Raw genomic sequence first — 13,762 nt, 5'->3', positions numbered from 1 at the left:
TTGATTAAAAACGATTGATGTAGCCCACTGTTGCCGACACATACGTGCGCCCCGCCAATGTAGAACCTGACACTTGCGTGAAGCCCAGATTGGCCGAGAGGCTATTTTTTTTGTCCCAATTATACTGGGCGCTTTCGCGAAGATTAAAAGCCCCCGCGCTCGTTTCTAATGTCGCATCTTTTGAGTAGATGTACGACAAGGCGGTGTTGGTCGTCAGTTTACTTTGTAAAAACCCTTTTTGGACATGAAACAACGGTCCCACCGAAAAGGAGTTCTGGGTACCAATGGAATTAAAACTTGTGTTGACCCCTACCCCAATGCTTTGGGCTTTTTGGGGTAATTGATAGTTGTAGGTAATGTCAGAATTGATAAAACCCGATTGTTGCCCCACGCGCACGACATCGCCCTGCTTAGCAACGGACTGCATTTGAGAAACATTGACGTTGATGGTTTGCACTCTTGTTTCAGTTTGAGACAACGTATAATTGACGAATGCTGAAATATTCTGATTGATTTGGCGGTAATTAAGGGTATCTAATTGTTCAAAAGGGTTCAATCTTCTGATTTCGTCAAAGGCTGTTCTCACAAAAGAATAGGAAGTAAAATTAGAAAATGTGAGTCCTGCGTTTAAGCGTTGGGAAGGTGAAAACATGAGGTTCGCCATCCCGACCACACGTCGTTGCCCCGACGATTTTTGGCGGGCAATGTCGTCTTGCTGAAGCCCCAAACTACCCGACAAGTTCACTTTTCCCGACCACAGGCTTTGGTTGTATTTAAGGGTAAGGTTCTCAAAATCATTGACAAAATAATAACCACCCAAGGTAATGTAGTCAGGATCAACTTTTTGGTATTCGATGCCGATAATGCCGTTGGATTTACTCAAATTGTAATTTATCCCGAAACGGTAACTATTATACGACTGCCCCAAAGATGATTTGTTTAGCAGCCAACCCGAAATTGATTTTTGACGGGCGATGCCATTGCTATCAGGCTGATTGGTATCGGCATTAAGCGAGCTGGAATGATAGGCGGCACTCACCTCTAATTTCCGAAAAAGCATGGTACTGAATTCTAAGCCCACCACCATGTTCTCTTTCGGTTGGGGGCGAAGTGGCTCAGAAAGATGCGCCAACGAATTAGGCTTGTCTGCCGCATTAAAAAGGCTCAAGCCAAGGGTAAAATGGTCAGATTTATATACCGTTTTGACACCCATCCCCATGCGCCGATAGGTAGGAAGTTGTTGAAGCTCGGGATTGCCATCAGTCGCTTTAAAAAGACGCCCATACATGGCACTGACGCTCCACCGATTGGGCGTGAGGGTCAAGCCCACCCCCTGAAACTGATGCCCACTGAGCGAATAGGGAGAAAAAGACATAAAGCAAGTCCCTATTTCTGCCGAAATCCATTGATACGAAGGCCGAAACGTGACGAAGTTGAAAGAGAAAGGCTGACTGTACGTAAACTTCCGATTGGAGTAATTGACACTCAACGGAAGATTAAAGTTTCGGTAGCTTACATTGAGATTTCCGCTCAAAAACAAGCTAATGGGCGGAATATTGGTCGCTTGGCTAGCATTATAAACCACGTTACTGTTTAAGCCACCGCTTACTTTCACTTTAGTATCCCCACCTTTCAAAGCACTCAAGTCAATGGCTTGGCCAAGACTGTCGAACCCAATAACCAGCCAAAAGGAAACAATACAGGCAGTACATAGTTTATTCATAACTTTTCAAAAAAAGGGTAAAGGGCAGCCCAACGACCGAGGTTAGTTGGATTTCTACAAAGCTAATCGTACCCAAACCCTCCACACAATCACCAAAGTGTCATTTTATATACCTATATTGCATTAGGCAATTATGTCGCTTATTCAACTGTTTCCACACCTCAAAAAACAATCACTATTGTGTCGTTTTGTGTAAATATGTTGCATTTATATACCCTACTCACCCATGAGATGTTCTTATTATTTATTGGTACTGTTATTGCTGCCTGCCTTTACCTGTTGGGGCCAAATCATGCCAAAGCCACTCCAAGTGATTTCCGTCAAGGGGCATTTTTTTGGAGGAAGTGACATTACCAAAGATCGTTCTGGTCATTACTGGTTTGCGGGAAGAAAAGGTATGTGTCGGTACGATGGCAAACAAACTCAAATTTTTAAAGACCCACTTGCCGACAAAGAAGAATTTTACACCAAAGCCCGTGCCTCGTCCGACGGGAAAGTGTGGTTCAAAACCAGTTTAGGGTTTTCACTGTCTTATTTTGACCCAAAACTTCAGAAAATTGTGCGCATAGCAGATAGCACTTTGGTCATTAAAAAGTACCTTTCTAAGCACGGTTGTAATTTTCTATATCCCGACCAAAAAGGCATTTTATGGATTGGCTTAAATGAAATTGGGCTGTTAAGGTTCGACCCAGCGCTCGATAACGTTGCCCAAGTTACCCCTAACAAAATCAACGTCAACGGCATTGTAGAAGATGCTGACCATAACCTTTGGCTGGCCACCAATCAGGGAGTTCAAAAATATATGCCCAGCACGGGGAAATTTACCGTTTTTTTGCATGATCCACTCAATGGCGAATCCCTCAGCAACAACCAGCCTATGAGCGTTGGCCTCCGTCAAAACGGAGATATTTTGGTAGGTTTTTCAAATCAGGTCAATATCCTGACTCCTTCTACGGGCAAAGTGAAGCACATTCTTCTCCACTCCGTTCCTGAAAATAACCGCGTCGTTAACTTCGCCACCGACCGCGAAGGAAATGATTATTTTACGCATGGGTATTTGGTTTACCGTTATAATGACCGTGAAGGGCTACTTAGGATGGATTTGACTCCTTCTGGGCGATTTGCCTTCGCGATGATGATTGACTCCCAAAATCGGCTGTGGGTCGGGAATGCGAAGTATGTCAGGGTCTATGATTTAAACCAAACCCAACGTACGCAATTGTTTCACCCCATTTTCTTGACCGTCAATGGCAGCGTTATCAAAGATAACACCGAAAATTATTCGTACGTACGTGATGAAAAGGGCATTCCAATCGTCACCCTACAAGAAGGCGATAACCTGACCATTTATAGCGCTCCCGCAGCGCCCGCTAAGCTGTACGAATACAAACAATTGCTGGATGGCGCCTCCGATAACGGATTGACCTTTTCTACCATGGCCAATCGCGTTACCTATAATCAAATGGAGGCAGGTACATTTAAGTTTACGACCACCCAGCGGGTTTCGGCCAACGAATGGAAAGAGGTTGGTTATCTCAAAATCATCGTAATCAAACCTTTTTGGAAAGAATGGTGGGCTATTTTATTGTACTTAGTTGTCGGATTTCTTGTTTTATACTTGGGTTTTAAAGAGTGGCAAAAACGCCGTAAGCTCAGAAAAGAACTGCGCCAACGACAGCAAGAAACCGAAGTATTAAAGCGAGTTGACGAGATGAAAACGCATTTTTTTTCCAACCTTACCCACGAATTCCGAACTCCTTTGACGCTTATTCTCAACGCTGCCGAACAATTGGAAGCTACCAACACCGATGCAATCGCCACACCCCGCATCAAATCCATTCAACAAAATTCACATCAATTGCTTCGATTGATTAACGAAATGCTGGATTTGACCAAAAAAGATGCGGGTAAGTTGGAAGTCATCGAAACCATTGGAAACCCCATCCAACAAACCGCCCAAATCGTCGGGGCGTTTGAAAGCATGGCGGGGAAGAAAAAACTCTCCCTCACTTTCTCCGCCGATGACCCAGGGCTTGCTTATTTTTATGACCACGATAAACTTGAAAAAATTGTTTATAATCTACTTTCTAATGCCATCAAGTTTACGCCTGAGGGTGGCAAAGTGGCTGTCAACGCGCAGATTTTATCCCAACAAGTATTTTTACTAAAAGTCAATGATACGGGAATCGGGGTCGCGCCCGAAAAACTACCGCATATTTTTGAACGATTTTATCAAGCCGATGCCTCATTTACCCGTCAGTATGCAGGTACAGGTATCGGATTAGCGCTGGTGAAAGAATTGGTCGAAATGATGGGTGGTACCATTAAAGCTGAAAGCATTCTTGCCTTGGGGAGTTCGTTTGTTGTTGAACTTCCTTTGAACGAAGCTACTGCTACCCAAGGCAAAGCCGCACCAGTTTCTTTTGAATTTACCCCTTCCGTTTCGCCAATAAATGAAACATCAGAAGCGGGCACTCCGTCTGATAAACCACTTATTTTAATCATCGAAGACAATGAAGAGCTTCGTCATTTTTTGGTAGAAAGTTTGCAAACTACCTACCAAGTAAAAGCCGCAACCAACGGAAAAGAGGGCATTGATATCGCTTTAGCTTCTTTACCCGACGTACTTATTACGGACGTAATGATGCCCTTGGCAGACGGCTACGAAGTGATTCAAACCCTCAAAAACGATGAACGTACCAGCCACATTCCGATGATTGTCCTGTCGGCAAAATCGTCTTTTGACAGCAAACTGAAAGGACTCTCCTTTGGTGCCGATGAATACATGAGTAAACCTTTTAGCCTTTCTGAACTGCTAATTCGGGTCAAAAATACCATCGCGATTCGCCAAAAGTTACTTTTAAAAATAGGTACGTCAGCCCCGCTTACGCCTGAACTTACGGCATCGCTACCACCCATTTTGATTGAAAAAGAGCAGTTGTTTCTCCAAAAAATCAGGAATATCATTTTACAAAACCTAGCCGAAGAATCGTTTGAAATAGAGACGTTGGCCCAGAAAGCCAATTTGAGTCGTTCGCAACTGTATCGAAAAATACAAGCGTTGACCCAACAAACTCCTTCTCAATTTATCCACCAAGTGCGTTTGGAGCGCGCCAATGAATTGCTCAAAGAAGGAAACCTAAACGTAACCCAAGTAGCTTATGAGGTTGGATACAGTTCGCAATCGTATTTTTCAAAGATGTACCAAGAATACTACGGCTACTCGCCCAAAAAAGACAAAGTGTAGAAAAACAAACGCGCTCGACCGTTGGCCGAGCGCGTGATAAAATACAAAAATCCTTACCAATCTCTACCAGCCCGCATTTTGGGTAAGCTTTGGATTGGTAATAATATCAGCCGTTGGAATCGGATAATAATAGTTTCGGTCTGTCCACTTACGTGGAATGTTGTTCAACCACGTCAATTCCCCCGAAGTATCTCCCGAAATAAGTTGAGAATTAGGTTTGCCCGCGATGGTAGGAGACACTTCCACGTAAGTCACTCCCGCAGGGCGCGACGATGGCAGCGTTTTGTAAAATGCCACGTCCAAAATCCCGTCTTCGTTCAAATCCATCGGCGTATTGAGCGACGGGACGTACATACCATTCCACTCCATTTGCATCAACTCTCCGCGTTTCCATCTTAAAATATCGTCAAAGCGGAAACCTTCCAAACAAAGCTCAATGCCACGTTCCCGACGTACTTCCAACACCACAGGGTCGGTAATGGCTGGGAAATACTTCGATTGCAAATAGCTATCCACCACCGTTGGTTTGGTCGTAAGTCCACCCGTAATGCCTGCACGCTTACGCAAAGCTCCAATCGAAGCAGCCCAATCAGCGTCGGTAAGCGTTCCTAATTCAGCTTTTGCCTCAGCGTAGTTGAGTAATACTTCAGCAAAGCGGAAAATAGAAACGGAGTTAATGTTCAAGTCGCGGGTATCGTAATACATGTCATCCAACGTCCATTTGATCGGCATATAACCCGTGAAGGTATATGAAAACAACGGCGGCGATGGCACCAACACTCCCCCGCTAGTACGCTTATAGTCACCTACCCGAATGGTTTGTTGAAGACGTCTGTCGCGTCCTTTTACCTCATCCTTAAACAACATGGTTTTGTAAGCTGGATTATTGGTAAATGGCGTTCCGTCGATGTTCAAATACGTATTAATAAACGTCCGAATAAAGCTCGCTTTGTCGCCATAGGTACCGCTTGTCCAGTACCAATTGGCATCGTTTAGGTTGTTGAGGGCCAAATCACACACCGCTGACAGCATCACTTCCGTACTAACTGGCGCAGCACTGATAAATACTTGGCGGTACGATTTGTCCGTTCCCGACCCATCAAATAGTTTATATCCACCTTCGTCCATTACTTTTTTAGCTGCCTCAGCCGCTTGGGTCAGAAAACCAGCGGCTGTATTTTGCAGCCCTAAATTGGTGTGGTATTTTCGGAAAGTTCCTTCAAAAAGGCAAACACGTGCCTTAAATGCGTATGCAACGTACTTGGTCACTAAGCTTCTGGTTGGCTCGCTGCTCGCTGATATGTTTTGACAAGCATAGTCCAAGTCGGCCACCACCGAATCCATCACTACACTACGCGGATCTCGGCCTTTAAACAGCAATTCCGTATCCGCTACGTCAAGCGCTTTACCATACCAAGGCACATCACCAAAACGTTTGACCTTATCAAAATAAAACCAAGCCCGAAAGAACCTTGCAATGCCCAAATAATTTTTACGTACAGCAAGAGGCACTTTGGGGTCGTTGCAGTTTTGGATAAAATAATTGATATTTCTCAAATCTGACCAACTCCAGCCCGTACTCACTTGGGCACTGTAGTTGCCTTCGGTAATAAAAGAGGGTGACTCTCGCCGCGCCAAGTAGTCTGACATGGCATCGGCTCGGTGGAGGTTTTTACCATTAAACATCGTATAAAACGAGTTGGTATAAAGCACCAAGCCACTTTCGCTACCAAATATAGGCCCCTTTGAAGTAGTTGCTTCTGGAAGTTCCTCCAAATCACAACCCACACATAAGGTTGCGACAAGTAATATAAGGATGTATTTAAGCTTCATAGTCGTACTTTTTTGGTGGTTAGAAAGTGATAGACAAACCAACGGTTACACTTTTCATAATTGGATAGTTGTAGGCATCGCCAGAGTTTCCTCCAGGGCTAAATACTTGGTCGGAAGCAACGGCGCTTTCTACGTCAAAATCACGGGTATGTTTGTAAAGCGGTGATAATGACCAAATATTTTCAGCCGACACGAAAACTCGTCCTGCCGAAGAACCAATTTTTGAAACGATGGCGCGGGGCAGATTGTACCCTATTTGAATGTTTTTCAGACGCATATACGCCACATTTTGTAAGTAGCGAGTCTGAGCCGCGCTGAGGGTTCCGTTGGCATTACTAGCAATCCGCGACACATAGCGTGGGAAGTACGCGTCGGGGTTTTGTTCGGTCCAGATATTTCCCAATTGACTCTTGGGAATATCTCCATAAGGACGGTTGTATTGTCCCCAAAATAGACTTGCTTCCCTGCTTGGATACCAATTTTGTTGCCCAACACCCTGAATAAAAGCGGAGAAGAAGAAATTATTCCAGTCAGCACCTAGCATTATGCCGTAGGTATATCTTGGGGTAGAATTACCAATGATAGAGCGATCGCCTGGGTTTTCTACCCGATCGGTACCTGGCGTAATGGCACCGTCTCCGTTGACATCCTTGAACTTAATATCACCTGGAAACCAAAGTCCATTGGAAGCAGTTCTGAACAAATTCTGGCTCGCACTGTTTTTTACGTCATCTGCCGACTTAAAGAAACCATCGGTTTGGTATCCCCAAATTTCACCCAATACTTGTCCTTCGTAATAGTCATTTAACAATTTTTGTGGGTTATTATATTTAGTAATTACCGCCTTATAATCAGCCATCGTTAGGCGCAAATCAAAATTAAATGGCTTTGAGCCCAGCGAAAATTTATCGCGGTACGACAGCATGGCTTCCCAACCTTTGGTTTCCAAATCGGCATAGTTACCCTTGGGAGCAGTCGCGCCAAAAACAGCAGGAAGCGTCAAACCTACGGTAAACATATCGGTTGTGGTTCGGATATAAGCATCAGCCACAAAAGTCAACCGATTGGAAAGCATCGACAAATCAATCCCGATGTTCTTGGTGGTGGCGGTTTCCCATGTAAGCCCCTCAGGCAAAACCGTTGGGTTTCTGGTTTGCTGTGGCCGCTGACCTGCCAAAATCATGGATGATTGCGAAATTGAGAATTGCTCCAAGTAAGCATACGAGCTGATGTTCCCATTTCCTAATGACCCATAAGATGCCCTTAGTTTTAAATCGGAAACAATACGTTCTGATACTTTCCAGAAGGGCTCTTTGGATAACCTCCAACCGAAAGAGTACGATGGAAAAAAGGCAAATCGCTGATTGGCAGGAAATTTAGAAGACCCATCGTAACGACCGTTTACTTCCAACAAATATCGGTCTTTGTACGAATAGTTGAGCCTTGCAAAACCTCCTTGAATTTTCCATCTTTCCCAGCCTCCCGTGGCAGTAATGGCCTGCCCTAGCGCTAAGTTAATGTCTTGTGCATCCTCAAAAATAAGGCCGTTGCGTTGGGCAGATAACCGCTTAAAATTTGATTGCTCGTAGTTATACCCCACCATCGCTTTCAAATAATGGTTTTCCTTGAACGTATTCTCGTACTCCGTATAAAGGTTGGTCGTCATGTACGACGTTTCACGATACACATCATTGATGGAATTGGTCGTCGTTCCAACGTACGCTATTGTACCAGGTTTGACACTATAAGGCACAGGCACTGCCTTGATTCGGTCATTGTTGTCGGTATTTTGAATCGTAAAATCACCTTTGACTCTCAATTTGTCGTTAAAAAACTGAGATACAAATCCAGTCGTATTTCTAAACACCTTTTTGTTGTTGTCAATGCCGTTTTTACCGTAGTAAAAATCACCAATGCTGTACGCTGCCGAAAAAGTAATGGTACCGTCGGGGTTCAACAAAGGCGCCAAAGGGTGGCCTTCATCCGCAATATTACGCCAAACACCCCCACCTTCGCCGACATTCGATGGGTTGTGGTATTTCATATCGGAGTATTGCGACATGTTATTGATTTTCAACCAAGGGAATAGCTGAATCGAACCTTTACCTGTAAAGTTGAAAACCCGATAATCGTCCGAGTTGTAGCGAAACAAACCTTCTTGACCAAAATAACGACCCGTAATTAGGTAACTCGCTTTGTCGGTGCTTCCAGAGATACTCAGGTTGTGCTCGTTGGAGTTGTTAACATCTTTGTATAAATGCCCATAATAATCTGTACTGCCATAATAGACATACTCACCCGTTGCAGGATCAATTTCTACTTCTGGCAAGCCTCCTACCTCCGAGCGCCGTTTGAGTTCATTCAAATACGCCTGAGAAAACTTGAGGGTTTTATTGGCATTTTGGGGAAACGTTCCTCCAAAATTGACGAATGACTCGGCAAACATTGAGGCCCAAGTATATCCATCTGTAACCAAGTCAGGTCTTGCAATGGGCTTTTTGAACGAATAATTGGTCGAATAGGTAACGTTTGTTTTTCCCGCTGCTGGATTTTTTGTGGTAATCAACACCACTCCAAATACCCCCCTTGCTCCGTAAATTGAAGCCGAAGCTGCGTCTTTTAACAAGGTAACACTAGCAATATCGTTGGGATTCAACAAACTTGGATCACCCTCCACGTTATCAATCAAAACCAAGGCGTTTCCACCTTGTCCAATCGAGGTCGTCCCCCGAATGTTAAAACTTGGTGCTTGGTTGGGCTTCCCATCCATCATCTTGATGTTAAGGTTGGGCAACACCCCTTGCATACCTTGGTTCAGGTTGGTCATCGGACGGTTTTCAAATATCTCGCTCGTAACCATGTCCACCGCACCAGTCAAGTTGGCTTTCTTCTGAACGCCATAACCAACCACTACGACTTCGTTCAACGTTTTCAAGTCAGCTTTGAGCGAAATCAAAATCGTCGATTGATTCCCAACAATAATTTCTTGGGGTGTATATCCTACGTAACTGATAATCAACACTGTTTTACTGTCAGGTACAACCAGCGAAAACTCTCCGTTGGCGTTTGTGGTAGTGCCACGTTGTGTTCCTTTTACGACCACACTCACGCCAGGAAGCCCCTCCCCTTTTTCGTCGTTGATACGTCCTTTTACATTCTGTTCTATGGTTTGCATCGGCACGTAGCTCCTTTTTTCGAGCATCTGAACATCCGCTTTGGTCAGAATAATGTACTCTCCCGATGCTTCATACGATAATCCCAACGGGCGCAGTAGTTTTTCAAGCACGACCGACAGCTGTTGGTTCGAAACTGTCAATGACACTTTGTCGTTTTTGGCAATCAGCTGCGGTAAATACGTAAATTTGACGTTAGCTGTTTTTTCAATGAGCGTCAATGCAGTTTTTAATGGCTTATTTTCGACCGAAAGGCTGATGTTACGATTCAGCGCTTCTTGGGCCAGTCCCTCACGCGCGACGGCCAAACCACTAAGCACGACACTAATCAGTAGTTGTAAACAGGTGATTCGCATAGCTATAAGCAACAGTTTGCGCTTTTTTGGTAAACTTTCCATACATTTGGTTTGGTTTTAGTTCAAATTTTTTTGGACAAAATCCCACCCAGCACCCGAGAAATCGGGCAGTTGCAGCACAACAAAATGGAGGGGATAAAACTGCAAGTCGGTAATGTTGCGACCATTGCCGACTTCGTTTTTTAAAGGAGTTAGGTAGTTATGGAGACATAGAGTTCGGTTTAAGTTTAGGATAGTTTAGTAGAGAGGAATAGCATTAAAGTTCACAATTTAGGGACACCCGCGGCCCGAAACCACAATTTCGGTTTCGACGATTTCGTAACGCGCCCCGATGGTTTTGCAAATGATGGTCAGCTTCGTAAAAAGCGATTCGTCTCCCAAAGGTGCCGTAACGGAGCAGTTTTTCATCACTTCTGCATCATACACAATATCGACGCCATAGGCCGTTTTGAGACGTTGGAATACTTCAGCAATCGGGGTATTTTCAAAGGTAAAATTGGGCGTTTCAACAGGTTTGGTAATGATTGTTGGTTGTGCTACCAATGCTTTATTGAACTTTTCTACCTCACGCTCAAAAGTGGCTTTCTGGTTGGGGGTTAAATACAAACTTTGTACCTGATAATTGGCATTTTGCTCCGATTTTTTCAATTCTGAGAGCGAGTACACCATCACCTTACCCGTTTTTACTGCCACTGTTACTTCTTTGTCTTTGGCATAAGCCCGTACCGTAAAACTCGTTCCCAATACCCGCGTCACTAGGCCATTGGCATACACATAAAAAGGTTGGGCGGGATTGCGAACCACGTTAAAGAAACCCTCCCCCGTCAAAAACACTTCGCGTTTGTCGCCCACAAATTTTTCAATAAAACTCACTTTGCTCCCTTTTTTCAGCACTACGCTACTGCCATCGGGTAAAGACGCCGTGTAATCGGAATTGGTGTTATTGATTACTTCTACTTTTGCATTCTTTGTGGTGGTGCTGTTTAGTGGTAAAGTCGCTACTGTAGCTGTTGTATTTGGTACAAACGTGGCCCAAAACCATACGCCTATTCCCAAAGCCACCACTGCTGCTGCTGCCACCTTTCCCCACCATAGAAAAAGTAAACGAGGTTGTTCTTCCTCCACTTGGCTTACTACTTTGGCGACTTCAATGGAAATTTCGTCGTCGTTGATAGCCGTCGGTTGGTTTTTAAGAGCCTCCAACAACTGCCTTGCTTGCTTCACAATTTCTTTTTTTTCAGGATGTGCTTCCAGCCAAAACTCCCAAAATGCCGTATGCTTGTCCGACTTACCCTTGACCCACTCGCCAAAGGATTCGTCGGTTATAAAATCTTCTACCTCGAACTTACTATAATCTATCATAGAAAAAATAGTACTTATCTCTGCTTTTATAAGGTATATCCAGACTTTGGTGGTCTATACTCATGAAAGTCAAAATTTATTATGCAAAAAAGAAGGTATTTCTCAGGCGGGAGAAATTTGGCGTGTTAACAAATTGTCAACACCTGGCCAAAATGAAATAGAGGGTCGTAAGAAAAAAGCGGTTTTTGAGCAGCCGAAGGCCATTGTGGAGCAAATTGGCGACCGATTGGCGATGAATATTCATTACCTCCGCGATTTGGTCATTGCTGAGGTCTTCGTAAAATTTCAGAAAAAGTACTTCTTGCTGCCGCTTGGGAAGATTTTTGAGGTGTAATTGCAGCTTGGCATTCATCTGCTGTGATGATTCTGCCGAAATGATAAACGATTCTTCCGGCTCCATAAATTCCAGTTCATCAAACTGGCCATCGGTTACCCGCAGGTGCTGTTTTTGCAGTTCTTTGAATAAACTATTCCGAATGATTTTGAGTAAGTACAATTTGGCATTTTCGTCGGGATTGATGTGGGCTCTTTTTTGCCACAACACCACTAGCGCATCTTGAATGACATCTTTTATAAGTTCACGGTCTTTGGTGAATTTACGGCCATAGTCAAACAATATCCGATAATAATGCGTCGAAATTTGTCCAAACGCATTTGTATCTCCCGATTTCAGGCGATCCCACAGCTCTCGCTCATCAAGATGTACTTGCGTCAATTTCATTCAAATAGCGAATCATGTTTTTCTGATTTAAGAGGTAACTAATGATGGTTGATTTTCTGTATAACATCCTGTACATTATACATATACAGGATGTTATTTAAGCAATTTTATCCTTTAAACTTCACCCATTTGCTGTTGCTTTTTCCCGAAGCGATGACCGTTTCGACAAATTGCATTCCACGGATACCGTCTTCGATGGTTGGGAAATCTAAATCAAATTCATTGGGTTCTTCACCATTCATGCGCTTACGTACCGTACGGGCAAAATTACGATAGACGTTGGCAAAAGCTTCCAAATACCCTTCTGGGTGACCAAACGGAATGCGTGAGTGGGCATTAGCTGAGTCTGACAATTGCCCCACCGATGGCTGATAAATCTGATAACCATCTGTGCTTTTGTGGTGTAAATATTGAGGTGTTTCTTGGTGCCAGTGCAAACTTCCCAACTCCCCGTAAATGCGGATATTGAGGCCATTCCAATCACCATTACAAATTTGGCTACAATGCAAAATTCCTCTTGCGCCGTTGTCAAAACGAAGCAAAACGTTGGCGTCATCATCCAACACACGCCCTTCTACCACGCGGCTCACGTCGGCACACAATTCCGTTATTTTCAAACCTGTAATGTATTCGGCAAGGTTTTCTGCGTGAGTTCCGATGTCACCCACCGCCCCTGCAATTCCTGAACGTTTTGGATCGGTACGCCATTCAGCTTGTTTCGACCCATCTTTTTCGACAGGAAACGACAACCAGCCTTGCGGGTATTCAACCACCACTTTACGAATAGCGCCGATGGCTCCACTTTTGATACGTTGACGCGCTTCTTTTACCATTGGGTAGCCCGTATAGTTATGGGTTAAGGCAAAAGTTAAACCCGTCTTTTCAACAATTTCTTGCAATTTTCTAGCCTCACTCAACGAAAACGTCACGGGCTTATCACAAATCACGTGGAAGCCGTTTTCGAGCGCCATTTTAGCTGGGGCAAAGTGCATGTGGTTAGGCGTTACAATCGACACCACGTCCATGCGGTCTTTACGGCGTTTTTCTTTTTGAATCATTTCTTTGAAATCGCCATAACAACGCGACGGATCAAGCATAAGGTCTTCACCTGATGCTTTCGACTTTTCGGGCGTTGAGCTAAACGCTCCGCATACTAGGTCAATCTCACCGTCGATGGCAGCCGCAATTCGGTGTACTCCTCCAATGAAAGCCCCACGGCCTCCACCAACCATGCCCATTCTAATTTTTCGAGCCATATTTTTAATTTTTAAATTTGGTGTTTTAGTTACAAGGTTAGTTTGATTCTATCGTTTTCGCCGTTCACGAGCGAAGTACTATTACACTCAC

7 protein-coding genes are annotated in these 13,762 nt (G+C 44.2%); 1 reads left to right on the top strand and 6 read right to left on the bottom strand.

Going from position 1 to position 13,762, the window contains the following annotated elements:
* Positions 1–4 precede the first annotated feature (4 nt).
* Positions 5–1,723, bottom strand: a complete 1,719-nt coding sequence (locus DTQ70_RS06630) for a hypothetical protein (protein WP_122930081.1) — start codon at positions 1,721–1,723, stop codon at positions 5–7.
* 292 nt (positions 1,724–2,015) lie between these two features.
* Between DTQ70_RS06630 and DTQ70_RS06625 the strand changes: the two genes are divergently transcribed.
* On the top strand, positions 2,016–4,970 hold the full coding sequence (locus DTQ70_RS06625; RefSeq protein ID WP_164489895.1) for an ATP-binding protein: 2,955 nt from the start codon (positions 2,016–2,018) through the stop codon (positions 4,968–4,970).
* Positions 4,971–5,033: 63 nt separating this feature from the next.
* Here DTQ70_RS06625 and DTQ70_RS06620 read toward each other — a convergent pair whose 3' ends face one another.
* The 5 genes from DTQ70_RS06620 to DTQ70_RS06600 all read right to left on the bottom strand — a co-directional run bounded on the left by DTQ70_RS06620 (position 5,034) and on the right by DTQ70_RS06600 (position 13,671).
* Complete coding sequence (locus DTQ70_RS06620; protein ID WP_122930079.1) at positions 5,034–6,803, bottom strand: RagB/SusD family nutrient uptake outer membrane protein; 1,770 nt, start codon at positions 6,801–6,803, stop codon at positions 5,034–5,036.
* Between the two features lie 19 nt (positions 6,804–6,822).
* Positions 6,823–10,374 (bottom strand): TonB-dependent receptor, encoded by a 3,552-nt coding sequence (locus DTQ70_RS06615; protein WP_229600089.1) that lies wholly within the window; start codon positions 10,372–10,374, stop codon positions 6,823–6,825.
* A 228-nt stretch (positions 10,375–10,602) separates the two neighbouring features.
* Positions 10,603–11,694 carry a FecR family protein gene (locus tag DTQ70_RS06610; protein WP_122930078.1) on the bottom strand — a complete coding sequence of 364 codons (1,092 nt, stop codon included), beginning with the start codon at positions 11,692–11,694 and terminating at the stop codon, positions 10,603–10,605.
* Between the two features lie 136 nt (positions 11,695–11,830).
* A complete protein-coding gene (locus tag DTQ70_RS06605) occupies positions 11,831–12,415 on the bottom strand; it encodes an RNA polymerase sigma factor (protein ID WP_122930077.1) in 585 nt (194 codons plus the stop codon).
* A gap of 107 nt (positions 12,416–12,522) precedes the next feature.
* Entirely contained in the window at positions 12,523–13,671 is a 1,149-nt protein-coding gene (locus tag DTQ70_RS06600; RefSeq protein ID WP_164489894.1) for a Gfo/Idh/MocA family protein, read from the bottom strand.
* Positions 13,672–13,762 lie beyond the last annotated feature (91 nt).

Origin of the sequence: Runella sp. SP2 (genome assembly GCF_003711225.1) — a bacterium.
In the GTDB taxonomy this organism is placed as follows: Bacteria; Bacteroidota; Bacteroidia; order Cytophagales; family Spirosomataceae; genus Runella.
Note: the sequence above shows the minus strand (reverse complement) of the source record. Positions and strands in the feature narration are given on the sequence as shown.